The organism is Desulfobaculum xiamenense, from assembly GCF_011927665.1.
In the GTDB taxonomy this organism is placed as follows: domain Bacteria; phylum Desulfobacterota; class Desulfovibrionia; order Desulfovibrionales; family Desulfovibrionaceae; genus Desulfobaculum; species Desulfobaculum xiamenense.
The window spans coordinates 453687-478537 of the sequence record NZ_JAATJA010000002.1 but is presented as its reverse complement, the minus strand read 5'-3'; the positions used below and the strand labels follow the sequence as shown (position 1 = coordinate 478537).

The 24851-nt window shown below is 62.7% G+C and carries 19 protein-coding genes, 1 tRNA gene and 1 riboswitch; of the genes, 8 read left to right on the top strand and 12 right to left on the bottom strand.

The window, feature by feature from the left end; all coding sequences use genetic code 11:
* Positions 1-144 precede the first annotated feature (144 nt).
* A riboswitch (ZMP/ZTP riboswitch) is annotated at positions 145-229 on the top strand.
* 51 nt (positions 230-280) lie between these two features.
* On the top strand, positions 281-1543 hold the full coding sequence (locus GGQ74_RS10040) for a serine hydroxymethyltransferase (protein WP_167941422.1): 1263 nt from the start codon (positions 281-283) through the stop codon (positions 1541-1543).
* 446 nt (positions 1544-1989) lie between these two features.
* Here the strand turns inward: GGQ74_RS10040 and phsC are convergent, their stop codons facing one another.
* The 4 genes from phsC to GGQ74_RS10020 form a co-directional block, all read right to left on the bottom strand.
* Positions 1990-3648, bottom strand: coding sequence for a thiosulfate reductase cytochrome B subunit (gene phsC / locus GGQ74_RS10035; RefSeq protein WP_167941421.1), 1659 nt, complete (start codon positions 3646-3648; stop codon positions 1990-1992).
* 48 nt (positions 3649-3696) lie between these two features.
* Entirely contained in the window at positions 3697-4152 is a 456-nt protein-coding gene (locus tag GGQ74_RS10030; protein ID WP_167941420.1) for a cytochrome c3 family protein, read from the bottom strand.
* Between the two features lie 108 nt (positions 4153-4260).
* Positions 4261-5949: an HAL/PAL/TAL family ammonia-lyase gene (locus GGQ74_RS10025; RefSeq protein ID WP_209280148.1), complete on the bottom strand. Its 1689-nt coding sequence runs from the start codon at positions 5947-5949 to the stop codon at positions 4261-4263.
* A 113-nt stretch (positions 5950-6062) separates the two neighbouring features.
* On the bottom strand, positions 6063-7649 hold the full coding sequence (locus GGQ74_RS10020) for a flavocytochrome c (protein ID WP_167941419.1): 1587 nt from the start codon (positions 7647-7649) through the stop codon (positions 6063-6065).
* Between the two features lie 229 nt (positions 7650-7878).
* Between GGQ74_RS10020 and GGQ74_RS10015 the strand changes: the two genes are divergently transcribed.
* Complete coding sequence (locus GGQ74_RS10015) at positions 7879-9402, top strand: sigma-54-dependent Fis family transcriptional regulator (RefSeq protein WP_167941418.1); 1524 nt, start codon at positions 7879-7881, stop codon at positions 9400-9402.
* A 38-nt stretch (positions 9403-9440) separates the two neighbouring features.
* On the top strand, positions 9441-10028 hold the full coding sequence (locus GGQ74_RS10010) for a phosphoglycerate mutase family protein (RefSeq protein WP_167941417.1): 588 nt from the start codon (positions 9441-9443) through the stop codon (positions 10026-10028).
* Between the two features lie 367 nt (positions 10029-10395).
* On the opposite strand, the gene GGQ74_RS10005 is transcribed toward GGQ74_RS10010, so the two are convergent.
* The 5 genes from GGQ74_RS10005 to GGQ74_RS09985 form a co-directional block, all read right to left on the bottom strand.
* Positions 10396-10623 (bottom strand): hypothetical protein, encoded by a 228-nt coding sequence (locus GGQ74_RS10005; protein WP_167941416.1) that lies wholly within the window; start codon positions 10621-10623, stop codon positions 10396-10398.
* A 235-nt stretch (positions 10624-10858) separates the two neighbouring features.
* A tRNA-Ala gene (locus GGQ74_RS10000) sits at positions 10859-10934 on the bottom strand.
* Between the two features lie 463 nt (positions 10935-11397).
* Entirely contained in the window at positions 11398-12771 is a 1374-nt protein-coding gene (locus GGQ74_RS09995; protein WP_167941415.1) for a PFL family protein, read from the bottom strand.
* Positions 12772-12806: 35 nt separating this feature from the next.
* The gene (locus GGQ74_RS09990) at positions 12807-13364 is read right to left on the bottom strand and encodes a glycine cleavage system transcriptional repressor (protein WP_167941414.1); all 558 of its coding nucleotides are present in this window, start codon (positions 13362-13364) and stop codon (positions 12807-12809) included.
* 69 nt (positions 13365-13433) lie between these two features.
* Positions 13434-14048 (bottom strand): DNA-3-methyladenine glycosylase I, encoded by a 615-nt coding sequence (locus GGQ74_RS09985; RefSeq protein WP_167941413.1) that lies wholly within the window; start codon positions 14046-14048, stop codon positions 13434-13436.
* A 100-nt stretch (positions 14049-14148) separates the two neighbouring features.
* Between GGQ74_RS09985 and rarD the strand changes: the two genes are divergently transcribed.
* Positions 14149-15054: an EamA family transporter RarD gene (gene rarD / locus GGQ74_RS09980; protein WP_167941412.1), complete on the top strand. Its 906-nt coding sequence runs from the start codon at positions 14149-14151 to the stop codon at positions 15052-15054.
* 136 nt (positions 15055-15190) lie between these two features.
* Here the strand turns inward: rarD and GGQ74_RS09975 are convergent, their stop codons facing one another.
* The 3 genes from GGQ74_RS09975 to GGQ74_RS09965 all read right to left on the bottom strand — a co-directional run bounded on the left by GGQ74_RS09975 (position 15191) and on the right by GGQ74_RS09965 (position 20391).
* Positions 15191-16030 (bottom strand): nitroreductase family protein, encoded by an 840-nt coding sequence (locus GGQ74_RS09975; RefSeq protein ID WP_167941411.1) that lies wholly within the window; start codon positions 16028-16030, stop codon positions 15191-15193.
* 101 nt (positions 16031-16131) lie between these two features.
* Entirely contained in the window at positions 16132-19176 is a 3045-nt protein-coding gene (locus GGQ74_RS09970) for an efflux RND transporter permease subunit (protein ID WP_167941410.1), read from the bottom strand.
* A 3-nt stretch (positions 19177-19179) separates the two neighbouring features.
* A complete protein-coding gene (locus tag GGQ74_RS09965) occupies positions 19180-20391 on the bottom strand; it encodes an efflux RND transporter periplasmic adaptor subunit (protein WP_167941409.1) in 1212 nt (403 codons plus the stop codon).
* A gap of 359 nt (positions 20392-20750) precedes the next feature.
* Here GGQ74_RS09965 and GGQ74_RS09960 point away from each other — a divergent pair, with 359 nt between their 5' ends.
* The 4 genes from GGQ74_RS09960 to GGQ74_RS16175 are packed head-to-tail and all read left to right on the top strand — an operon-like array spanning position 20751 to position 24675.
* The gene (locus GGQ74_RS09960; protein ID WP_167941408.1) at positions 20751-21659 is read left to right on the top strand and encodes an OmpA family protein; all 909 of its coding nucleotides are present in this window, start codon (positions 20751-20753) and stop codon (positions 21657-21659) included.
* Between the two features lie 14 nt (positions 21660-21673).
* On the top strand, positions 21674-23005 hold the full coding sequence (locus GGQ74_RS09955; RefSeq protein ID WP_167941407.1) for a hypothetical protein: 1332 nt from the start codon (positions 21674-21676) through the stop codon (positions 23003-23005).
* 11 nt (positions 23006-23016) lie between these two features.
* Entirely contained in the window at positions 23017-24108 is a 1092-nt protein-coding gene (locus tag GGQ74_RS09950; protein WP_167941406.1) for a hypothetical protein, read from the top strand.
* A gap of 15 nt (positions 24109-24123) precedes the next feature.
* Positions 24124-24675 carry a glycine zipper 2TM domain-containing protein gene (locus tag GGQ74_RS16175; RefSeq protein ID WP_209280147.1) on the top strand — a complete coding sequence of 184 codons (552 nt, stop codon included), beginning with the start codon at positions 24124-24126 and terminating at the stop codon, positions 24673-24675.
* Positions 24676-24851 lie beyond the last annotated feature (176 nt).

Below are 24851 nucleotides of genomic sequence, written 5' to 3'. Positions count from 1 at the left end.
ATCTGGCCCTACCACAATTGCGCCAGCCAGCCGTTGCGCGCCCCCCGTGCAACGTCCCCTTTCCGAAGCGCGTCCCACTCTCGCCCCCCCTCTTGACAGCCGCCCACGCTCGGGACTACACACCCAACGTTTCGTTTCAAAATTTCGGTACCGCGCGACTGGCGAGAATTGTGGAACCAACCACAGGGAAGCGCGGAAAGCCATCAAGCCGCTCGCCTGGGCTGCATCGACACGATGCCAACACCTGCCCTCCTCATCGGAGGCCAGTGGAGAAAAGCCCATGCAGCACCCCTATCTCGATCTTCTCGAATCCACCGATCCCCAGATCCACGCAGCCCTCACCGGCGAGGAAAATCGCCAGCGTCTGGGCATCGAGCTCATTCCGTCCGAGAACTACACCTATCCCGAAGTGCTGGGCACGCTCGGCAGCGTGTTCACCAACAAGTACGCCGAAGGCTACCCCGGCCGTCGCTACTATGGCGGCCAGCAGTTCACCGACGTCATTGAGACCATCGCCCGCGAGCGCGCCTGTCAGGTCTTCCGTTGCGAGCACGCCAACGTGCAGCCGCTGTCCGGCTCGCCCATGAATCAGGCCGTGTACCTCGGCCTGCTCGAACCCGGCGACACCATCCTCGCCATGGACCTCTCCCATGGCGGTCACCTGACCCACGGCGCACCTGTGTCCCACATGGGCCGCATCTTCAACTTCGTGCGCTACAAGACCAACCCCGTCGACGGCTCCATCGACTACGATGAAGTGCTCGAAATCGCCCGCAAAACCCAGCCCAAGCTCGTGCTGTGCGGCTACACCTCCTACCCGCGCGATATCGACTACGACGCCTTCAAGCGCATCGCCGACGAGGTCGGCGCCATGACCATGGTCGACGCCTCCCACTTCGCGGGCCTCGTGGCCGGTGGCGTGCTGGAAAATCCCTTCGACCACGGCTTCGACGTCATGACCACCACCTCGCACAAGTCCCTGCGCGGACCGCGCGGCGGCATGATCCTCTGCCGCAAGGAATTCGCGGCCCGCATCGACAAGTCCGTCTTCCCCGGCCTGCAGGGCGGCCCACACATGAACGTTATCGCGGGCATCGCCATAACCATGGGCAAATGCCTCACCCCTGAATTTGGCGACTACGCCAAGCAGGTGCTCCTCAACGCCCGCGCCATGGCCGAGACCTTCCTCACCGAGGGCGTCTCGCTGGTCACCGGCGGCACAGACAACCACATGATCGTGGCCAACACGCAGGACAGCTTCGGCCTCGACGGCCGCGTGGCCGAGGAACTCCTCGACGCCATCGGCATCACCGTCAACAAGCAGATCATCCCCGACGACACCAATCCCCCGCTGCGCCCCAGCGGTATCCGCATCGGTACCCCCGCCGCCACCACGCGTGGCATGAAGGAGGAACACATGCGCACCCTCGCCGGATGGATGGTCAAAACTCTCCGCAACCCCTCCGACTCGGTTCTGCACGCTTCCATCAAGAGCGACGTGGAAGCCCTGTGCAGGCAGTTCCCGGTGCCGGGACTCGATTAAGTAGCAGTAGCCCTCCTCCCCTCCCCCACACCCGAACCGGCACCACCGCCGCCCGCAGGATGAGCGTCTCTGCGGGCGGCTTTTTTCATCCCGCACCTTGGGCCGAGGCGTATCGTGCACCTTGGCCCAACCGTATCGGTCGTTGACGGGTGCAAGACGTAGGCTCCGCCGGCCAAGGGGCCGCTGGCCCCCTGGACCCCCGACATGCGATAGGCCGTCTGTCCTTGGCACATCGTGCGGCTTTGAGCGACGAAGCCCTAGTGAGGATTGTCAAGGGGGTCACCCCCTTGACCGGGGTCCGGGGCAGAGCCCCGGCCGTCGGAGACCTTTTCCCGCCTCACCTCGCCTCACCCCCAAAAAGAACAGGCCCGCCATTGCTGACGGGCCTGTCGACCTTTCGGAGAAAACGCGGCGCGGGCGCGGGGCCTTCGCCGCAGGTGGACGAACTAGCGCTCGTCCGTGTCGTGGTGCTCGCGCGTCACGTGGTAGCCGGTAAACATGCCCTTCACGAGGGAGAGAACCTTGTCGCCGGTGGTGCTGAGGTAGACATGGGCCACGAGGAAGATGGCGAAGCCCACGGCAAGGATATTGTGCACCGACGCGGTCAGCCACATGCCGGGGTAGCCGAACACGGTCTCGGGCGTGAGTTCTGGGAAGAACATCCACACGCCGGAGAGGATCAGAAGCGGCATCATGAGGTACATGATCGGCAGGTATGCGGCCTGCTGCAACGGGTTGAAGCGCTGCGAACGGGTAACGCGGTAGGGATGCGCCTCGCCCCGGAAGATGCCCCACAGGTAGAACCGCGCCTGCACGGCCCAGCGCACGATCATGCCGCGCGGATTCGGGATGTACTGGCGGATGTTGCCCGTGGCCAGCGCCATGAGCACGAAAACGCCGTAGTTGGCCACAAGGAGCCAGCCCGCGATGTCGTGGGCATGCACGCTCACGGCGAAGCCGATGGTTCCGGGCAGTCCGGCGAAGTGCATGCTGAAGCCGGTGGCGACGAGCACGACGAACAGCGCGGCGTTGATCCAATGCCACACGCGCACGTGCAGATCATAGACGTATTCGCTGTGCTCGGGCCCGGCCGCGCGGCGGCGGCGCATGGCGAAACGCAGGCAACCATGCAGCAGCACGCCCGCAAGCACGGCGAGGCCGAGCTTCAGCGACCATCCGTCGATGATGACATTTCGCGTTGCGCCGATGACGTAGGAATCAGCGAACAGGCCGCTGTTGATGAACCCGTTGGCGTCCACCTCGGCGCGCTTCGCCGCCGGGCCGGACTCGGTGGCCAACAGCTTCGCGACAAGCGTTTCGTCATCGAACAGGCCCTTGCCGAGGAACATGCCTGCCACGTCGTCATCGGCCATGTCGGTCCGGGTACGCGCCACGAGGGCGGAACCGGCACGGTGACAGGCCGTGCAGTCGCGCAGGGACTTGTCCTTGGGCAGGATGCGATGCACGTCCGTGCCTTCGACGGGAGTGTGACACTCCACGCAGCGCACGGCGGCGAAATGCCTGTCCTTGTTGGGCAGGAAATCATGGGACAGATTCTGCTCCCAGACCTCGCGTCCGGAAAGCGCCTTGTACCCGGAGAGATCCGTGTGACAGCGCAGGCAGGTGTAGTTGTCGAAACGGACCTGCTCCGCGTCCGTACGGGTCGCGCTGCGCGCCTCGGTGGTGTGCGCATCGTGGCACGACGAGCAAGAGAACTTGTCGCCAAGCTTCTCGACATGGCGGCTCGCCGCGAAAGAGGCGCTGATGTCGCCGAAGTAACGGGCATGACAATCGGCGCAATCTTTCGTGCCACTGGCCGAAAGCTTGTGCGGCGCGTGCGCGAAGTCCTCGGTTGTTCCGGCGCCTTCATGGCAGTCCGTGCAGGCCAGCCCGCGGTGCGTGCTTCTGGCCAGCCGCTCGGCGGGCACGTAGAGATCCAGCGCAGCCCCCCGCTCGGTACGCGCGGAGAGGTCGGGATCGCCGTGACATTTCAGACACGCGGCGTTGGCCTCCGCGGCCGGGACCGGCGTGGCTGCCGACAGCGGGGCGGCGGCGAGGAGGCAGAAGAGAAGGAGCGAAAGCACTCCCGCGGCTATTCTGCGCATTGTGTGTATCCTCTGTGGTTTGCAGGGCGACAGGACTCTGCCGCTGCCCTATTTCTTGAAATTCTCGAACTTGAAGGGATGGCAGGAGTTGCAGTACACGCGCGACTCCTCGTGCTCCCTGTGGCAGGTGGTGCAGGGGGCGTCCGTCCCGTAGTGCGGAGAATTGTGCGGATTGTGTTCCAGCTTGGCCGTCAGTTGCGCCACCTGCTCACGCGTTCCGTGGCACTTCAGGCAGTTGCGGTCATCGGGGGCGGTGGTGGGATTGTTGGCCGCGTGGCACAGTTCGCAGTTGGTTCCGTTCTGGTGGACCTTGCGGTGGTAGTCCTTCACGGTCTTGCGACCGAGGCGGGTATCGATCCAAATCTGCGCGCGTTCGCCAAGGCCCGGCTGGTGCACGGCCTGAGGCGCGTCGGCGCGCTCTCCCGCCGCGAAGGACGGGGCGAACCACCCGCACAGCGACGCGCCAAGCACAAGGGCGCACATCACGGCTGTGTGCTTCTTCATGGTCGTTTCCTGTGACTGGATTATTGAGGATGGGCGGCTGCGGCGGACCGGCTCCCCACACGGGGAGCCGGCTGCCGCAACCTTGGAGGTGCAAATGGTCGGCTTCAACTACCGAATGGCGTAGCCCTTCAGGAAGTCGTGGGACTTCGCGATGTCGGGGGTGAAGGGACGGTCCTTGTCAACGAAGGACACGACCTTGCGGTAGGCCTTGTACATCTCGCCGGTGCCGTGGCCCAGTTCGATGGCGGCGTCGCGCTGGCGCAGGTCCACGGCCTGTGCGGCGTGGAAGAGTTCGAGGCCGTAGATGTAGTAGAGATTGTCCACGATGCGGCTCAGACGGTCGGCCACGCGCATGGAGTTGGTGGCGGTGTCCTCGATGTCTCCGGCCACGGGAACGGTGTCGATGGACACGGGGTTGGCCAGTTCGCGCACGTCGGCGTCGAGGGAGACGTAGGGCTTGGCAATGGCGCCAAAGTTGATGGCCACGTCGTCAGCGGCAAGGAAGCGCGAGAGGTGCGTGAAGTGCGGATCGCTCAGGCGCAGGGTGCGCATGACGGCGTTGCGCGACACGTGGGCCAACGCCACGGACAGGTTCTGGGCCTTGAGCACCACGGGCAGCGGCTCGAAGTTGGAGGTCGGGAAGATGGCGCCCTTCACGTATCCGGCGTCGAGGTAGTACTTGGCCAGCTGGGCCGGGGTGTCCTTGGCGGGCACGACGTCCACCACGACGGCGGGGTTGTCGTCGGAGGAGTTGAGCTGCACGGCCAGCTTGGTCTTCACGTCGGCAAGGGCCTCCATGGCCGCGCCGAGGGTGTAGGTGGTGGTGCGGTAGGACAGCGGGTCCTGCAGGGCACGGCCGTCCATGGGGGTCCACAGGTAGCTGCCCTCAAGCTCGGCACGCACGGCCTTGGAGGCGGCGGCGAAGCAGGTGAAGGGGCGCACGTCGTTCACCGGCTGGATGAAGGGGGCCACGTTGCCGTTGAGACCTTCGAGGGACAGGCCGAAAACCGTGGTGGCCACGGAGAGGAAGCGCTCGGCGTCGGACACGGCGAAGACGGTCTTGGCCATGGCCGGGGCGTTGGTGCTCAGGATGGACAGAGCGTCCTTGCCGAAGGCGTCAAGGCGCTTGAGACCGGCCTTCTTCAGGGCGTCCGCGCCGGAGATGCGCTTGCCCTTGTAGTCGGCCTGCCACTCGCCCATCATCACCAGTCCAATGTGGGGGGCCAGCGTAATGTCGCACTCGCCCACTGTGCCGCGGGAGGGAACAACGGGGGTCACGCCCTTGTTCAGGAAGTCGCGGTACAGCTCGGCCACGTGGACCTGTGCGCCGGTGCGGCCGCTCAAGAGAGTGTTCAGACGGATGACCATGGTGGCGCGGACCATCTCCGGCTCCATGTCCGGGCCAACACCGGCGCTATGGGCGCGCAGGGCGTTGACGTTGAACTGGCGGGACAGGTCCATGACCTCGGGGGTCAGGGTCTTGCGGCCGTCGGCGGCGGTGTGGAAGATGGCCTTGTCCTTGTTGAGGCCCACGCCCACGGTCAGGCCGTAGACGGGACGTCCCTCGGCCGCGAAGGCCATGAGCAGCTCGTGGCTTTTGGCGCACAGGTCAAGGGCGGCGGGGTCGATGGCGACGTCGGCGCGGCCCTCGGCGATCTCGACAACCTGTTCGATGGTGAGGTCCTGACCGTTCAGGGTCACGACCTTCTGACCGGCCCATGCGACACAGGCCAGGCACTGCATGGCGACGAGGCAGACAAGGCCTGCCGCGAGTCGGCGTGCAATTGCGAATTTCATGGCTGATTCCTCCGATGCTTCTCTTCTGATTGTTTGCCTGATGTTGCGTTCGAGCCGTCGGCCGACATGCCTGCGGCACATCCCTCGCCGCCCGCCCGAACGCGAAAAATCGTCTACGCCTTGTGCAAGGCCGCGTTGCGGCCGGCGATGCGTCCGATGACCAGCGTCTCGGCCACGGCGCAACTGCCCAGACGGCTCGCCCCGTGCGGGCCGCCGGTCACCTCGCCTGCGGCGTACAGCCCGGCGATGGGCAGCCCCGTGCGCATGTGCATGACCTCGGCCTCGGTGCTGATCTCCACGCCACCCATGGTGTAGTGGACCTTGGGCCAGCAGCGCACCGCGTAATAGGGGCCCTTGCCAAGGGGAATGGCGCGGCCCATGGGCTTGCCGAAGCGGGTGTCCGTTCCGGTGCGCACGCCCTCGTCATACAGGGCCACTTCCTCGGCGAGGCCTGCGGCGGGCATGCCGAAATGCGCGGCCAGCGCCTCAAGGGTGTCGAACTGCCACGCCACGCCGAATTCGAGACACTTCTCCAGCGTCTGGGCGCGGCTTGCGCCCTCGGCGGTGCAGAAGACCACAGGATACACCGGATTGCCCTGCTCGTCCTTGCGGGCGAGGATGGCCTCGGCGCGTTCCTTGCGGTCGCCAAGCTCGTTGACGAAGCGCTTGCCGGTGCGCACGTCGACCATGATGCCGTTGGGAAAGCCCGCGATGGTGTTGAACTGCGAGACCATGCCGAAACCGGCCTCATCCGGGGACGACCACGGACCGAGCTGGATCAGGTTGATCTGCACCGGGGCAGCGCCCACGGCGAACATGGCCTGCAAGCCCTCGGCGGTTGCGCCCGGCTGGTTGGTGCTATCCACCTTCTCGTCAAGCTTGGGGTCCTGCATCATGCGAAAACGGCGATCCTGCGAGAACCCGCCGGAACACATGACCACGCCACGGCGGGCGCGGAAACGGCGCAGTTCGCCGGAGTTCTCCTTGGGGAAATCGTAACGGTCACGCACCACGATGCCCATCACGCCACCGTCCTCGTCGAGCACGAAGTCTTCGAGCTTGCAGCGGTTGCGGAAGGCCACGCCCATGCGCGCGGCACTGGCACGCAGCGGACGCACGATGCCCGCGCCGGAGCTGATGGTGGCCTGCAACGTGCGCGGCACGCTGTGACCGCCAAAATGCTGCAAAAACGGCTTGTATTCGACACCATGCTCAAGGGTGAACTCATAGGCGGGGCGCGTTCCGGCGGCCACGATCTTCAACAGGCCCATATGGTTCAGGCCGCGACCGGCCTTGAGCATGTCCTGCACCATGAGTTCCACGGAATCCTTCACGCCCTCCTTCTCCTGAAGGGGGGACCCGGCCACGGCGAACGCGCCGCCGTTGATGGCGGAGTTGCCGCCGTACACGGGCATCTTCTCGACGACCAGCACCTCCGCCCCGGCCTTGCGGGCCTCAATGGCCGCGGCCATTCCGGCGAATCCGCTGCCGACGACGATGACGTCATACTCCTTGTCCCATGCGCCGAGCGGCGTGCGGGATTTCTCCACGGGCTGGTCCTTGTCCTCGTTTCCCGTCGCGCAGCCCTGCAGCATGCCCGCGGCAAGGCCGCCGGCCAGAATCGCCCCGGCGCGCAGCACGTCCCGGCGGGAGCGCTTCTCGCCCCGGCCTGCGGTGCGGTTCGTTTCGGTTTCCTTCATATCGGCAGAAAGCTCCTTGCTTGCGAAATGCTCGCATCGTCCCTCGACGACGCCCTTGCCCACCCCATGGCGGACACCCCGTCCTTGGCAGGAAACGTGCCAGCATTCACAATCAATGATTCCGATATGTTACTGTCGCATGTGCGCCGAATCGCGATATTTCGCGCTTGACCATCGCGATATTTCGCACTAACCGCGACATTTCGCACATCACGCGAGGAGGCGGACAATGGACCCACGAGATTTCTTTCACCACGCCACGCTGCGCATCTGCGGCAGTCTGGACATCGACAAGGCGCTCTACGACTGCTGGAGCTTCCTACGCTCGACCATCCCGGCCGACGGCATGTACATCAATCTGTACATGCCCGAACGCCGGGCCATACGCTTCATCGCCCGCGCCGACGCCGCCGGGCCGGAAATCATGGATGCGCAGGTCTGCATCACGCCGGACATGTGCGCCACGCTCGAAAGCCCCAACCGCCCCCGCGTGCGCATCATCGGCGACATCCGTACCGACCCGGTGACCCATCGCGTGGCGCGCTCCATCGTCGATGACGACTCCTCCGTCATCCTGCTGCGGCTCATGATCGACAACCGCCATCTCGGCGTGGTGGGCATGCACGCCCACGGCCGCCACCGCTACACGCAGGAGCACGCAGACCTCCTCGGCATGCTGCACGAGCCCTTCGCCATTGCCACGGCAAACGCACTGCGCCACCGTAGCCTGCTCGACACCAACTCCCGCCTCTCCCGCGAGAACCGCCAGTTGCGCGAACAGCTCGGCAGTTCGTCGCGCTGCTCGACCATCATCGGCATCGATAGCGGCCTGCGCGACGTGATGACCCGCGTGACGCAAGTCGCCCCGCTCTCAAGCACGGTGCTGCTCCTCGGTGAGACGGGTGTCGGCAAGGAGGTCGTCGCCTGCGCCGTACACGAGAGCTCGCCGCGCAAAAACGGTCCCTTCGTCAAGGTCAACTGCGGAGCCATCCCCGAATCGCTCATGGATTCCGAGCTGTTCGGCCACGAAAAGGGCGCCTTCACCGGCGCGGACGCGAGCAAGAAAGGTGTGTTCGAACAGGCCCACGGCGGCACGCTGTTCCTCGACGAAATCGGCGAATTGCCGCTGGCGGTGCAGGTGCGCCTGCTGCGGGTACTCCAGACGCACACACTGGTCCGCGTGGGCGGCCAGACCCCGCGCGAGGTGGACATCCGCATCATCGCGGCCACGCACCGCGACCTCGCGACCATGGTCCGCGAAGGCAACTTCCGCGAGGACCTCTGGTTCCGACTGAACGTCTTTCCCATCACCATCCCGACCCTGCGCGAACGGCGCGACGACATTCCGGAACTCGCCGCATGGTTCGCCGCGCGCGCAGCCCGCAGGCTCGGCACGGGATCGCTGCCCGAAATCCCCTGTGACGAAATGGCACGGCTCAAGGCCTACCATTGGCCCGGCAACGTCCGGGAACTCGAAAATTGCGTGGAGCGCGCCATCATCCTCTCCGGCGGCAGGGTTCTGCGCTTCGACTGGCTGAGCTGCCCGCCCCACGAGCACCTCCCGGCCGAGCACCCCGTCGCCCACGCAGACCAGACCCTCGACGAAGCCATGCGCAGGCATATCGAAGCCACCATCGACGCCGCTGGAGGCAAAATCCACGGCCCCGGCGGCGCTGCGGAACGCCTCGGCGTCAACCCGAGCACCCTGCGCAGCAAAATGAATAAACTCGGCATCCAATACGGCCGACACTAACCGCCCTCACCCTGCAACCAGCCCGCACGGAGCACATCATGACCGACTTCGCCGCCATCGCCGAGCGCAACCAGACTCGCGCCCGGCACATCATCGAGGACACGAACATCCTGCGCATCTGGGAATCCCTCGGCATCACGGCCAACCTCGTTGGCTCGCTCAGGACCGGCCTGCTCTACGATCACCTCGACATCGACTTCCACATTTATTCCGAACCCTTCGTGCTGGCCGACAGCTTCGCCGCCATGGCCCGGCTGGCCGAAAACAGCCGCATCCGGCGCATCCAGTACGCCAACCTACTCGATACCGACGAAAAATGCCTCGAATGGCACGCATGGTACATGGACGACGACCAGCGGGAGTGGCAGATCGACATGATCCACATCCTCAATGACTCGCCCTTCGCCGGATACTTCGAGCGCGTGGCCGACCGCATCCGCGAAGCCCTCACCCCCGCGACGCGCGAGGCCATCCTCGCCATCAAGGCCGGCCTCGATCCCGCCAAAAGGCCGTGCAGCATCGCCATCTATCAGGCCGTCATCCGCGACGGCGTCGCCGACTGCGAGGCCTTCCGCCACTGGGCCAAGACCCACCCGACCGACGGCATCATCGAGTGGATGCCCTGACGGGTGGCCTCCGGTGACAGGGTTGGGGAGGAGAGAGGCCTCCGGCGGCCGGGCTCTGCCCGGACCCGGTCAAGGGGGTGACCCCCTTGACAATCCTCACTAGGGCTTCGTCGTGTAAAGCCGAACGGCGCGCCAAGGGCAGACGGCCCATCGCATGTCGGGGTTCCAAGGGGCCAGCGGCCCCTTGGCCGGCGGAGCCTACGTCTTGCATGTGGCAATGAACGATACGGCCGAGCACTGCGCTCGCGAAAGGGGCACCCCCCGTCAACGAACGATACGACAGGCACAGCCCTCCAAACGCAAAAGGGGCCTGCGCATGAATGCGCAGGCCCCTTTTGCGTTTACGGAGCGCGGTCGAATAAGCCGTCTATTCGCAGAAGATGTCCAGCAGGCCGAAAACGACGCAGCAGGCAACCATCTGGTTCAGGAGAGCGGGCATGTTGATGACGCAACGGCGACCGAAACGCTTGGGCGGAGTAGCGATGAAGGAGTAGCAGTACGAGGATGCTTCGCCCTTGCGCCGCAGCACGAACGGGGGAAACAGAATCATGTAGATCATAACCAGAGTGCCGAGAAAAAGGACTGCGTCCTGCACGGTCTACCAACCTTCCTATCCGTTGAATGTTCCCAAAAGCACAAGCCGGTCACCAAAAGTGGGCGTGACACGGCCCTCCCCGGCCGACCCGGGGATTACACCTCGCTCCACCTGCGCGGGATGACACGGATTTTTGATCTCCAACCCTTTGAGAAAAACGTCACGAAGACGACAGGGGGAAATCAGGGGAAAAAATAAGCGCCAAGCGTATGCTTGGCGCAAAAAGCCTTATGAGTGGTGGAGCTGGGGAGAATCGAACTCCCGACCTCTTGAATGCCATTCAAGCGCTCTCCCAACTGAGCTACAGCCCCACTCGGCGGAAACAGAAACTGACCGAACAGCCCGTTTTTGTCAACCGAAAACTTGAATTTTTTCGATGTGCCCCCGCGAAAGTGCAGGCGGGGCCGCTTGCGCGGGCCGCTGCGCCCCGCGTAGCGCCCCCGCGCTGTGGCCAACCGTATCGTTCGATGACGGGTGCAAGCCGTAGGCTCCGCCGGCCAAGGGGCCGCTGGCCCCTTGGAACCCCGATGAGGCGATGGACGTGGTCACTGATGGCTCACGTTTCGGCTTTTATTCAACAATTCCAATATATAATGATTCTCAAGGGAATTATTCCCTTGAGCGGGGTCCGGGGCAGAGCCCCGGCCGCCGGAGGCATTTTTCCTTCTCACCTCACCCGGCCGCCGGAGGCATTTCACCTTCTCGCCTCCCCTCGCCTTCGTCCCGTCGCACACGAAAACGGGACCGCCGTTTCCGACGGTCCCGTTCGGGGAATCAGTTCTTCATCTGATGGATGGGTGCGGGGATGCGTCCGCCGAGGGAGATAAAGTCCTCGCTGCCGGACATGTGCGGCAGGCGCATGATGGTGGCCTCGCCGAGCAGGCCGCCCCACGAGACGGTGTCTCCGGCCTTCTTGCCTGGGACGGGGATGATGCGGGCGGCGGTGGTCTTGGAATTGATCATGCCGATGGCCATTTCGTCGGCGATGATGGCCGAGATGGTCGATGCGGGCGTGTCACCGGGGATGGGCACCATGTCGAGGCCCACAGAGCACACGCAGGTCATTGCTTCGAGCTTTTCGATAGACAGCGCGCCGCTGGCTGCGGCCTCGGCGATGTTCAGATCCTCGGACACGGGGATGAACGCGCCGGACAGACCACCCACGTGGGAGCTGGCGAAGGCTCCACCCTTCTTGACCGCGTCGTTGAGCATGGCGAGCACGGCGGTGGAGCCGGGCGCGCCGATGGACGACAGGCCGAGGCTCTGGAAGATTTCGCCCACGCTGTCACCCACCTGCGGAGCCGGGGCGAGGGAGAGGTCGACGACGCCGAAGGGCACGCCGAGGCGGTCCGCCACCTCGCGGCCGATGATCTCGCCCACGCGGGTGACCTTGTAGGCCGTGCGCTTGATGACCTCGGAGAGTTCGCCGAGGTTGAACTTCGGATTGGACTTGCGGGCGCGGTCGATGGCCTTGCGCACCACGCCGGGGCCGGAGACGCCGACGTTGATCACGGCCTCCGGCTCGCCCACGCCGAGGTAGGCACCGGCCATGAAGGGCACGTCCTGCGGAATATTGGCGAAAACCACCAGCTTCGCGCAGCCAATGCCATCGCGGTCGGCAGTGCGTTCGGCGGCGAGCTTGATGACTTCGCCCATGCGGGCCACGGCGTCCATGTTGATGCCGGTCTTGGACGTGGCGACGTTGACGGAGGAGCACACGCGCTCGGTCTCGGCCAGCGCGTCGGGCAGGGCGTCGATGAGGGCGCGGTCGCCTGCGGTCATACCCTTGTCCACCAGCGCGCCGAAGCCGCCGAGGAAGTTGACCCCGGCCTCGCGGGCGGCGTCATCCAGCACCTTGGCGGCGCGGACCATGTCCTGCGGCCCGAAGGACGCGCAGACCACACCCATGGGCGACACGCTGATACGCTTGTTGACCACGGGGATGCCGTACTTGTCGCCCACCTCGTCGCAGAACGCCACGAGGTTCTTGGCGTGACGGCGAATCTTGGCCCGCACCCGCGCGGCGAAGACGTCGAAGTCGGGGCTGGCGCAGTCGAAGAGGCTAATGCCCATGGTCACGGTACGCACGTCGAGGTGCTCGTTCTTGAGCATTTCGAGGGTGCTCAGCACTTCGCGATCTGTCAGCATATTCGTATCCTTGTAGATATGGGGAAAAGACGGCCCTACAGGGGCTGCACGCGGTGCATGGCCTCGAAGATATCACGGTGCTGGAGGGTGGCGTCCATGCCCAGACGGGCGGCCTCCTCCTTGAGCGTGCGGCGAAAGACTGGCAGGTCCACGGCATCGGGCAGCGCGATCTCGAACCCGATGACCACCATCCCGGCGGCGTCCTCGCGGGGCACGGCCTTGAGGTTCTCGATGTTCACGCCAAAGCGGGCCAGAACGCCGCTGATGCCCGCAATGATGCCGCGACGGTCCTGCCCGTTGAGGGTGACCACGAAGGGCTGCGTGGTGCGGGGCACGGCGCAGGCGTCCTCGCCGAACTCGCGCAGGGTGTAGCTCATGTCGTACTTTTCAAGTCCGGCGGCGAGCCGCTTATCCAATTCGGCCATTTCCAGCCCATCGGGAAGCGTGGCGATGAGGATCATCGCGAATTCCGTTTGCAGGATGGTCTGGGTGATTTCCTCGATGTTGCAATCAAGGCCGCACAGCAGGTCCGCAACGCTGTGCAGCACGCCGGGGCAATCGCGCCCCAAAAACGAAACGACGATCTTGCGCATTGAAATCTCCCGCATTGAGCCGCCCGTGCGGCATGTTTGGCAATGGCTTGATGTGCTTGCGGAAATTTGTCAACCCTTCCCGCATTGCGGCATGGCTGTACGGGTAGCGGCCAACTCGGCGTACCGGAAGCACGACACGAGATGATCGTTGACCAATCCCACGGCCTGCATGTGCGCATACATCACCGTAGGCCCCACGAAGCGAAATCCGCGCCGCTTGAGGTCCTTCGAAATGGTTTCGGAAAGCGGCGTCTGCGCGGGGAGTTCCGCCTGCGTGCGCCACGCGTTGACGATGGGCCGCCCGTCCACGAATCCCCAGAGGTATGCGTCGAACGAGCCGTACTCCGCCTGCACGGCGAGAAAGGCCCGCGCATTGCCCACTGCTGCACGAATCTTCGCACGATTGCGAATGATGCGCGAATCGGCGGCGAGCGCCTCCATGTGCGCCTCGTCGAACTGCGCCACGGCCTGCGGGTCGAACCCCGCGAAAACCTCGCGGTAGCCCTCGCGCCGCTTGAGGATGGTCAACCAGCTCAACCCAGCCTGTGCGCCCTCAAGCACGAGGAATTCGAAATGCCTGCGGTCGTCGTGCACCGGCACGCCCCACTCCTCATCGTGATAACGCGTCATGATCTCCGGCTTCGCGGCCCACGGGCAACGCGTTCTCGCGTCATTCTCCATCATGCTCTCCCCGCCTCGCGGCGACTTCCCTCTTCACAAAACACGCCATCGCAGGGCATAGTATTGTGCATTTGCAACACTTCTTCTTCAAGGATTCCCCGTCATGACCCACTCCGCATCCGCCGCACGCATCGGCGGACTAGCCGCCGCCGCTGCCTTTGCAGCATGGGGCCTGCTACCCATCTACTGGAAGGCGCTCGGCACCGTGCCCGCCGCAGAAATTCTCTGCCACCGCATCGTGTGGTCAGTGCCCTTCGTCGCGCTGCTTCTCGCCGCGACGCACAGACTCGGCGAAATCCGCACCATCCTCGCGGACCGGCGCACCACGGGGCTGCTCACGGTTTCGGCGCTGCTCGTCGGCTCCAACTGGTTCGTCTACATCTGGGCCGTGAACAACGCCCACATCGTGGAGTCGAGCCTCGGCTACTACATCAACCCGCTGGTCAGCATGCTGCTCGGCTTCATCTTCTTCCGCGACAGGCTGAACCGCGTGCAGGGCCTCGCCATCGGCTTCGCCGTGTGCGGCGTGCTGCTGGAGCTGTGGCAGTTCGGACGCATCCCGTGGATAGCCCTCGTGCTGGCCGTCACCTTCGGCCTGTACGGGCTGGTGCGCAAGATCGTGAATACCGAGGCCCTGCCCGGCCTGTTCGTGGAGACGGCTATCATGGGCGTCCCGGCCGCGGCATTTCTGCTGTTTCGCGAATCGCAGGGGCTGGCCGCCCTCGGCCACGGAACTCTCGCCATGGACGCGCTGCTCGTGGGCGCTGGCGCGGTGACCTCGCTGCCGCTGGCGGCCTTCGCCTTCGGCGCACGACGCCTTCGCCTGACCACGGTGGGCGTCCTCCAATACCTGAGCCCCACCGGCATGTTCGCCCTCGGCGTCTTCGTCTACGGCGAGGAATTCACCGCCGCGCATCTGGGCACCTTCGCCTTCATCTGGGCGGGTGTGGCCCTGTACATGCTGGACAGCATCGTCCGCCTGCGTAGGACGCCAATCGCGAAAGTCTAGCGCGCTCTCGCCGCCGGATTCATCCGCCACTCCCGGCAGGATACACCTTCCCACCGCGATTCGGAACACGCCGAAGCATCAAACAAAAAAGGGGCGGCCCAAAGGCCGCCCCTGTCATATTCAGTCGTCTGTCGCGCTATTCCACCCAGTTCACGCCGCCCATCTCGCGCGGGGGGATGGCCGCGTAGCGCACGGCGGGATGCCCGAGCATCAGCGTGGCGTAAACCACGTGCCCCTCGGGAATGCCGAGGTACTCCGCCAGCGGCTGGTGGCCGTTCACGGCGTGGGTCACGTACCCGGCCCAGCATGCGCCAAGACCGGCGGCATGGGCGGCCAGTTCCACGTGGCTCGCGGCGATGACGGCGTCCTCCGCCGGAGTCGCTCCCTCGCGCGGGGCATGAGCCAGCGCCAGCGCGGGCGCATTGCGGCAGATGAGATCCGCCCCGGCCCTACAGGCCCGCACCACGCCACGCAAGTGCAGGGACTGCACCAGCGGGTGCTTCTCATCAACCTTCAGCTGCATCCAGTCCGCCACCATGCGGGAGACGGTCTGCACGGCCTCGGGCGTGGCCACCACGGCCCACTCCACCTTGCGCTCGTTGTGACCGGACGGAGCATAAGCCGTCACGCCCATGAGGCGCTCCAGCACAGCGCGTTCCAGAGCCTGCGCCTTGAAGGCGCGCACGGACCGCCGCGAACGCATGAACTGCTCGACCTGATCGAGAGTCACAGCCAGTTCGCTCCGCACGGGGATGGCCTCGCGGCCGCCGAACCGCGAAAGGCGGATGGCTCCGGTGGGGCACACGGCCATGCAGTGGCCGCACGCGAAACAGCGCTCCGCCCGCTTGGGATGCGGAGCGGCCGAACCGGCCTCCTTGTCCACGACAATCACGCCCAGCGGGCAATCCTTGGCGCACAGCCCGCAGGCGACACACTTTTCGGCATCTATGATGATGGGGGATTCAAATTCTTGCATGCGCACCTATCTAATCACTTTCCGCAGAAGCGCAAGCGTCTTTCTCCCGCCCCCATCCGATCTGCCACCAAACCGATTCCACGTCCCGATTGGCATCGCGCTCATGCCGCACGCTCCGGATGCAGCAGCGAATAGGTCACCGGCACGAAGAAGAGCGTCATGAGCGTGCCCACGGCCAGCCCGCACATGATGACGATGGACATGGCGTACCAGAACTCGCCGCCGAGAAGCGCCAGCGGGATGAGGCCGACCACCGTCGTCGTGGTGGTGATGATGATGGGCCGCACGCGGATGAGCGCCGCAGACACCACGGCCTCGCGCACGGAGACTCCCTCCGCGCGCTCCTGATTGATGCGGTCGATCATCACGATGCTGTTATTGATGAGGATGCCCGCCAGCGAAAAGATGCCCAGAAGCGCCGGAAACTCGAAATGCGCGTTGAAGGCCAAAAGCCCCAGCACCGAGCCGACGAGAATGAGCGGAATGGTGGACATCACCAGAAGCGGGTCCCTGAACGTATTGAATTGCAGGATGAGTAGCGCAAGGATGCCCAGCAGGCAGTGCGGAGCGTACTTGAACAGCTCGCCCTGCGATTCGGCGGAGTCCACCACCTCGCCCGCCGGGGCAAGGGCGTAGCCCTCCGGCAGGTCGATGGCGTCCAGCCCCGGCTGCAAGGCCCGATAGAGATCCATGGAACTCATATCCGGATGCCGGGCCGCAATGGTCACGGTGCGCTTCTGGTCCAGACGCCGGATGATGCTCGGCTCCACCACGCCACGCAGCTTCGCCACCTGCGGCAGGGACACCGAGGTCCCCAGCGCATCGGAATAGAACTCCACGGAGCGCAGTTCGTCGAGCGTTGTCCGCGAACCGCCGTGGGAACGAACCAGAAGCGGGATGACGTTCTCGCCCTCCCGGAACTCGGACACGCCGTAACCGTCCAGCGTGGCAGAAAGCGTCCGGGCGATGCTCTCGCTGGACAACCCGGCCCGCGTCGCCAACTCCTGATCCACCTCCACCCGCACGGACAGCACGGGGTTCTCCCAGTCGCTACGCAGACCGATCACGCCGGGCACGGCGCGGTAGACGTCGAGCACCTTTTCGGACAGCACCTGCAACGCCGCCACGTCCGGGCCGGTGATCTGCACCTCCACGGTACCGATGGGCGACGCGCCGAGGAACAGCGTCTCCGTGCGCCCGCGCGCCTCGGGAAGCTGCTCGGCCATGTAGTCCTCCACGCGCTCCATGACGCCCGTCATCTCCGCGTAATCACGCACGTTGACGACGAGGAAGGCGCTGTTCTCCAGCGGGTCCGGCGGCTGAAGGGCAAGGAAGAAGCGCGGCCCGCCCGAGGCGATGTAGGCCACGTTTCCAGTGATCTCCGGATTGCGCTCGGAATCCGACAGGAAATCCGCCAGCCGCCCGGCCACGCGCATGGTCTCCGCGACCTCGCTCCCGGCCGGAAGCGACAGGGAGATGGTGAACTGGTTGCGCTCCGACGGCGGCATATTGCGCTGCTTCACGCCGCCCATGAGCACCAGCGATCCGGCCACCGCGGCGAATATCGCCACGACCACCAGCACCCGCTGCCGCAGGGCGGCCTTGAGAATCCGCTCGTAGAAGACATAGGCCCGGCCCGTCGGGCGCTCCTCCCCGCCGTGGCCCTCTGCTGGCGCGGGCAGAAACCAGTAGCAGAAGGCGGGAATCACGCTGATGCACAGAAACCACGAGCCCAAAAGCGCGAGGATGACCACCTGCGTCAGCGAGGCGAGAAATTCACCGGATGTGTTCTCGGCCAGCATGAGCGGCAGGAAGGCGAGGACCGTGGTCAGCGAACTGATCAGCAGCGGCACGGCCAGCGAGCGCGCCGCCTCCGTAGCGGCCTTCATGCGGTCCGGATCGAGGCTCAGCCTGCGTTGGATGTCCTCGGCCATGACGATGCCGTTATCCACCAACAGGCCAAGCGCCACGATGATGGCCGCAATGGAAATGCGATGGATGGCGACGTCCCACATGGACATGCCCACCAGCACCACCATGACCGTGAGCGGAATGCCCGTGCCGACGATGAGGCCGGTGCGCCAGCCCAAAAAGACCATGACCACCACCAGCACCACGCCGATGGTCTGGAACAGGTTTTCGGTGGCTCCGGCCACGGCCTCGGCCACGAGGTCCGGCTGGTAGTTGATGACGGACAGCTCCATGCCGAGCGGCAGATCGGCCCGGATGCCGGGCATGACCGCCTCGACGTTGCGGGCCAGCTCCGCGATGTTGGAATTCGCCACCATGGACAGCGCCAGCACCACGGCCGGACGTCCGTTGTAAAGCACGGGAGCCTTGGGCGGATCGACGTATCCGCGCCGCACCTCGCACAGGTCGCCAAGGTACACGGTACCGCCGCCGGACACGGGAATGGGCACGCCCCGGATGTCGTCCAGCGTGTCGAAACTGCCCGTGGGCTGGATGATGATCTTCATGCCCGACGCGGCCACGCTGCCGCCGGGCAGGATGACGTTTCGCCGTTGCAATTCGGAGATGAGGACCGCAGGCTGCATGCCGATGCGGTTCAGCCGCACGGGGTCGAATTCCAGCCAGATGCGCTCGTCCTGAATGCCGTAGAGGTCAACCTTGGCCACCAGCGGCACGTTGACCAGTTGGTCGCGCATTTCGCGGGCCATCCAACGAAATTCGCGGGGGCTGAATCCGTCGCCGGTCAGGGCGAGGGTGATGACGGCCACCCGACCGAAATCGTCGTTGACCATCGGCCCCTGCGTGCCCTGCGGCAGACTCGGGGCGAGGTCGTCCATCTTGTTGCGCAAATCGGCCCAAATGGGGGCGAGGTCGAAATACGCGTCGCCCACCTCGGGCATGATGATGCCCATACCAGTCATGGACATGGACTCGATGTTTTCCACCTCGGGGATGGTCTTGATGGCTTCCTCGATGGGCTGCACGAGGAGCTTCTCCACGCGCTCGGGCGGCAGCCCCGGAAAACGCACCACGACCTGCGCCTTGCGGATGGTGATCTCCGGATCCTCCTGCCGGGCCTGATCGAAATACACGCCAACTCCCGCCAGCACGAGCACGACGAGCAGAAAGATGGTCATCCGCGACCGTTCGATGGTAAGGCGAACCACGGAACCCATGGCCTAGTTCTCCTTCTCCGGCTGCGTGCCGCGCGTGACGAAGTCGATCTCCTCGCGCGGGGTTTCCGGCACCCAGCGCCGGGCCTCCATGCCGTCCTTGAGGAAGCTCGCCCCGGCCACCACAACCTCCTCGCCCTGCGTCAGACCGGACGACACGGCGAGCAGATTGCCCTGCATACCCTGCACCTCCACCAGCCGCAGGCTCACCTTTCCGGCCTCGGCGTCGAAGATATAGATGGGCGCGCGCCCGCCGGTTCCGCCCTCGGAGGACAGACGCGGCAGATCGGTCATGGCCAGCGCGGACACGGGGACGAGAAACACGGGCTGCCCGCCCGCACCCTGCATGCGGAAGCTCACCGAAGCCGCCATGCCGACGAGAATGCCCGCCGAACGCGTCTCGCCCTCGTCGAGGGTCACATAGACGGGGAAGGCGTTCCCGGCCTCGGTCACCGCACCGATCTCGGAAATGGTTCCCTTCAGCCCCACGCCCGGCAGCGTCGGGAAGGACACGGTGGCCTCGCCGCCCACGTGCAGTTCACGCACAACACCCTCGGGCACCAGCGCCCTGCCCTTCAGACCGGACAGGCCCACCAGTTCGAAAACGACATCGCCGGGATTGACCTCGGCGTAGCGCTCGACACTACGCGCGGAGATGCGGCCGGAAAACGGCGCGACGATGCTCGTGCGCCGCCGATCCTCGCGGGCATTTTCAAGCTGCGTGCGGGCGAGATCCAGCGAACTCTCGGCCCCGATGCGCGCGTCGCGCACCTTGTCGAGTTCCGCCTTGGGCACGATGCCCTGCCCGTAGAGGGTCTGGAGCCTGCGATACTGCTCCGTGGCCTGCAACAGTGACGACTGGGCCGAGCGCACCTGCGCGCTGGCTGAACGCACGGCATTGTCGAAGGGCACGGGATCAAGGGCGGCAAGCACCTTCCCGGCCTCGACAGAATCGCCGATCTCGGCATTCACCTCGGCCACGGTCCCCTTCATGGGAAAGGCGAGACGGGTGGATTCACCGGCTTCGACCACGGCGGAAAACGTGCGCGACACATTCCACCCCTGCCCAGCAACGACCTGCGTCTTCACGGCAGGAATGCGCGACACGGCAGGCGCTGGCGGCTCGGAACAGCCAGCGAGAAGCAGGCTGACAAAAACGGCCGCAAACATGCGCACCATCATGGAATACTTCGTCTTTTTCAACACTGACATCATCATTGTCGAACAATCTCCTCTTGTACGCTAGACACAACGACGCTCGAATTCAACAGCCCGTTCCCATTTCAGCGTTACAAAACAAGCAGAGTATACAAATTCTGCGTCACATCAACTCAGGCGGATCACTGCTCATTATCGATCAAAAAAATCAATCTGAATCATCTTTGGTGACAAATCAATTCATGGAACCTGCAGATCACAACAACCATAACGCCCAAAACAAGGAGCCTGCCCCCAATGTCCCCAAAATAAACATCGGAAAACATGTATCCCAAACAGACCGGCATACTTGATTTATTGGACAGTATTTTAGTAAGCAGAAGCGCTTAACGCCCACTAATCCCCCCACGAGGCCGATAATGCGCATTCATCATCTCGCACTCGCCATTCTCCTTGTCGGGTTCTCTTACGGCTGCCAACCGAAAGGCCCCGACGTACAGCCGCACATTGCCAACACGCCACGCGTCGCGACTGCCCCCACAACACCGATTCGAAAACTTCAAGTCGACACGCTCCCGCTGACAGCGCAACGAGAATGGCAAGACCGTGTCAACCGTCTGGAGCGACTCGTTGCCATGCTAAAAATCGGGAACAAACCGGAAGTCAGCAGCTTTCAGGTTGAGCCTGGCGTAATCGACGGCATCAATCATGCGACACCCGTAATCCGGATTCGATTCGACAGCGCTGTCTTTTTCGCATTCGACTCTGACAAACCACGCAAGGATTGCGAAGGAATACTGGAGCTCATGTCGGAGATGATGAAGCGTGACATGCCAGACACTCAACTCCTGCTCCTTGGGCATACCGACAGCAGGGGGACACAAGGATACAACATGGCGCTTTCACTGCGCAGGGCAACGAACGTCATGAAGGCCCTCCTCACGCGAGGGGTCCGCACCCGTCAAATGTCCACGGTAGCAATTGGCGAAATGCAACCCGTCGCGTCAAACAAGACCACCGAGGGACGCGCTAGGAATCGGCGAGTCGAATTTCTCCTCTCCTCAAGCTTGCAGGCCAACCTTAACGTCGTCAGCGAGGTGGACTTCTGTGCCACCTGCATCGAAGAGCAAGATCATGGCTCAGTCACCATACGCGAGAAATCTACGTCCATCGCGGAGGACGAATCTCGAAAAGGGATAAACGACCTCCAAGTAATGCAGCTCACGGATGAGCACAGGATCGCACCCCTAGAGGGAACACTGGAAACAGCTAAACACAAAAGCGTCCAAACATATCTTACCAACCATAAAAGCATCGAAGTATATTAATCAGGAGAATACGCATGAGCGAAATCGAAAGCGATTCCGAAATGAATGAAATCCGCACACACTTCGATCAGTGCATCGCATGGAACATTCCAGATACTAGCGAAGCCGAAGCAGAGGTCAAACAGGCAGCCCAGAGGGAAGCTCTTCGTAGCGAAATACTGTGCGACAACCAAGGAATGACGAGAAGCATGGAAGCTGTATGCACTGGCTTCGCACTTGATGCTCTACGCTCGTTCCAGCGAGCATATAGTGATTTCATATCATCAATTACTCCACATATGAGCAAAATCGAAGAATACTGCAATCTCGAAAACAAATATCGCGATGTGGATGAGCTCGTTGATCAAAAAAAAAGAGATGAGGATAGCGTACTAAACAACACTGCCGGGTATAGTGGAGCGAAACAGGAAGCCCAGGACGCCGAAAAGCGCTACAAAAGCCTGCGCCAGGCCGAAGGCAACCGCCAGCCAACCGTACGATCGCTTTGGATGTATGGAATACTCCTGCTCGTGGTTGCCTCCGGCGAAATCATGATCAACTACCGCTTCCTCGTCGATTTCATGAATATTCCCGCTTTCGCCTTCGCGGCCAGCGCCGCCGTGGGTGGGGTTGTAGCATGGGCATCTCACGAACATGGCAAGACGCTCAAGCAATACAACTACTACTTCGGCAGCCACCGCACTGGAGAGCAGAAGCGAACTCTTGGATGGCAATTCATTGTTGCGTCCGTATTTCTCGTCATAGCTTTCGTCTCCATCTACTTCGTTCGCTATATCGCCGTTGCAAACATGATGGCCGTACGACTCGCGGCAACGGGCACCAATATCCTTGGAGGTCAGGCTACAGGTTTAGGCATGGCTCCATATGCTTCAGCGTTGACAAGCCTTGGCTTCAATGCCGCAGTATGGGGAATCAGCGTTTGGGTCGCCACACTCTTCCATGACAAAAACCCAGAGTATGAAGACGCCGCCCGATACAAGATCAAAGCAGATCACGCGCTAAACAGAATTACAAAAACAAGAGACTCCAATGTAAAGGCGCACGAGGCAAGCCGAAGCGTTGAAAGAGAGCGTGTCCGAAACGAGATGAAGGCAATCAAAGAAGACCTGGGAACCCATTTGGATCTCTATCTTCGCATTCAGGAAAGAAAAGGCAAGGTCACAAACGACATCGCCAACGAGACGAATCGCCTCCTTATCGTATACAAACGCCACCTTGCTGATTTCGCAAATAAGAACCAGGCCACATTCTACGACGACAGCAACCACCCTATGACCAGAGTCGAATTCGAAAGACTGACCCCCCGCCTCAACGGGGACCAGGTGACACAACTGATCCGCTGGTAGGAGACATGACTATGTGGAAACTCATCACGCATCTGTCGCTGATCATGTTCTTGCTCATGGGCGCACCAATCAACGCGCATGCCTTGCTCGGCTCTGGGATTCCAGACCTTGGAGCGTTCAAAGGGCAAAACAGCGTGCGCCAAACGTTGGTCTACATAGATACAACTATGATGATAGACGGAGACGTCACGTGGGCAAAGCGCATCGACTCCAAACTTGCTGGCTCACTCATGCCCGGAGAAAAGCTCGTCATTCTCGGCCTAGATCCCTCGAAGTGCATGGTCGAGGAAGTCTGGACAGGATACTGGCCCGATTATCCCCCTGACGAAATTACACGGCTGAAGGAAGGGCGCGGTCTGATGAACACACTCTTCTCCGAAGACCCGCTTGAGCAGTTGCCAGAACAACAACAGTTCTTCCGCAACCAGGTCGGCGCCGCGCTAGGCAAAATCTACGAGCAAGGCAAGACCGAGGCACTGCGGGACAAGCACAAGAGCGTCATGAGCTCCCTCGCAGCGGACGAAGACCGCATGTATGAGCCGGGCATGGCCACACGAGTCATCCTCTACTCAGGAATGGGCGACCCGGAAGCCAGTTCTGCCCTTTCCCTCGATCTTGGGAATGCCGTCTTTTATGTTTTTGGCGTCAAGGATCAAGTCAGAAACAAGGCAACATGGGAAGAACTGTTCCTGCACGACAATGGCCTCCTCGTTGCTTTTGGCAGCGATCTTGAAATCGCCTCTGGTGCCCCTGTATTCGTTAAGCGCTACGATCTCGAATTCGCAACGACCAAAAACGAATTCATGGGAGAAATGGTACTCATGGCTACACCTGATGGAAAACTTCAGGACAGCTATGCAACCCTGCGCAGCGTGGAGGAGCCCAGGATGTCCGTGCTGAAAGGAATTTGTAAAATCAATGGCAGCACCATCAAGATTCACGCTAAAACCGCAAGCGGCCTAGCGACAAAGGAAGCCGATGAGTTGTTCGAACTTGCCGGTCCGATTCATGGAAACCTCACAGGACGCATCGGCCACCCTGGATACAAGATACAGAACACAAACCAATTTGCCGTATTCAAACTTACTGCAGTTGCAAAATAAAGGCATACCCGTTCAATGAAAAAAATTATATTAACAATTGCCTTGTCATTGCTTATCGCTTCCGGCTGCAACAGAACGCAAATGGGGCAAAGCGTTGGCGCATTGGTTGGTGGTACGGCAGGATACCTACTGGGCGGTGACAACGCGGGAAAGGCCATTGGAACCGTGATCGGCGCCGGCGCAGGGTATCTGGTCGGATCGTGGCTCGGCGAACTCCTTTCGGACGAAGAAAAGGAAGACATGGGCCGCAAGTTGAATCAGGATATGCAGTCAGCCGACGCCGACGCAAAAGGGGATACCGATTGGCAGAGCGAAAAGACCCCGGACAGAAAGGCCAATCTCTCATACACCCAGGAAAGCCCCCTCAGGGATCACAAGACACCAGAATCCGCCATTGATCAGAATGAACTCGCGGCCAAGGCGGACTGCATGTGTCGAGAGGTGGAAATCACTATTGAAGAGGGCACAGAAAAGATCGGGAGCCAACGCCAACTTTGGTGCCGCACGCCTGCAGGCGACTACGAACCAGTAGGAGAACCATACGGGGCATTGACCGCGGGCAATTAACGACCGACCAGAACAACAAATCTTTCCTCTCCCCCGCAATGACACGCAACAGAACATGGGGAATGGTGGGTGCGATCATTGAAACTTCATGCGTTCATGCCACGATCTCAAGACTGAACATGTCAAGACACGAAGCAACGCCCCAAAACGCAAAAAGGGCTTCAAGCATCTGCTTG

What these genes read in the sequence shown, in the direction of transcription:
- GGQ74_RS10040 (WP_167941422.1), top strand. Translation starts at nt 281, where the DNA reads ATGCAGCACCCCTATCTCGATCTTCTCGAATCCACCGATCCCCAGATC.
- phsC (WP_167941421.1), bottom strand. Translation starts at nt 3,648, where the DNA reads ATGCGCAGAATAGCCGCGGGAGTGCTTTCGCTCCTTCTCTTCTGCCTC.
- GGQ74_RS10030 (WP_167941420.1), bottom strand. Translation starts at nt 4,152, where the DNA reads ATGAAGAAGCACACAGCCGTGATGTGCGCCCTTGTGCTTGGCGCGTCG.
- GGQ74_RS10025 (WP_209280148.1), bottom strand. Translation starts at nt 5,949, where the DNA reads ATGAAATTCGCAATTGCACGCCGACTCGCGGCAGGCCTTGTCTGCCTC.
- GGQ74_RS10020 (WP_167941419.1), bottom strand. Translation starts at nt 7,649, where the DNA reads ATGAAGGAAACCGAAACGAACCGCACCGCAGGCCGGGGCGAGAAGCGC.
- GGQ74_RS10015 (WP_167941418.1), top strand. Translation starts at nt 7,879, where the DNA reads ATGGACCCACGAGATTTCTTTCACCACGCCACGCTGCGCATCTGCGGC.
- GGQ74_RS10010 (WP_167941417.1), top strand. Translation starts at nt 9,441, where the DNA reads ATGACCGACTTCGCCGCCATCGCCGAGCGCAACCAGACTCGCGCCCGG.
- GGQ74_RS09995 (WP_167941415.1), bottom strand. Translation starts at nt 12,771, where the DNA reads ATGCTGACAGATCGCGAAGTGCTGAGCACCCTCGAAATGCTCAAGAAC.
- GGQ74_RS09990 (WP_167941414.1), bottom strand. Translation starts at nt 13,364, where the DNA reads ATGCGCAAGATCGTCGTTTCGTTTTTGGGGCGCGATTGCCCCGGCGTG.
- GGQ74_RS09985 (WP_167941413.1), bottom strand. Translation starts at nt 14,048, where the DNA reads ATGATGGAGAATGACGCGAGAACGCGTTGCCCGTGGGCCGCGAAGCCG.
- rarD (WP_167941412.1), top strand. Translation starts at nt 14,149, where the DNA reads ATGACCCACTCCGCATCCGCCGCACGCATCGGCGGACTAGCCGCCGCC.
- GGQ74_RS09975 (WP_167941411.1), bottom strand. Translation starts at nt 16,030, where the DNA reads ATGCAAGAATTTGAATCCCCCATCATCATAGATGCCGAAAAGTGTGTC.
- GGQ74_RS09970 (WP_167941410.1), bottom strand. Translation starts at nt 19,176, where the DNA reads ATGGGTTCCGTGGTTCGCCTTACCATCGAACGGTCGCGGATGACCATC.
- GGQ74_RS09965 (WP_167941409.1), bottom strand. Translation starts at nt 20,391, where the DNA reads ATGATGATGTCAGTGTTGAAAAAGACGAAGTATTCCATGATGGTGCGC.
- GGQ74_RS09960 (WP_167941408.1), top strand. Translation starts at nt 20,751, where the DNA reads ATGCGCATTCATCATCTCGCACTCGCCATTCTCCTTGTCGGGTTCTCT.
- GGQ74_RS09955 (WP_167941407.1), top strand. Translation starts at nt 21,674, where the DNA reads ATGAGCGAAATCGAAAGCGATTCCGAAATGAATGAAATCCGCACACAC.
- GGQ74_RS09950 (WP_167941406.1), top strand. Translation starts at nt 23,017, where the DNA reads ATGTGGAAACTCATCACGCATCTGTCGCTGATCATGTTCTTGCTCATG.
- GGQ74_RS16175 (WP_209280147.1), top strand. Translation starts at nt 24,124, where the DNA reads ATGAAAAAAATTATATTAACAATTGCCTTGTCATTGCTTATCGCTTCC.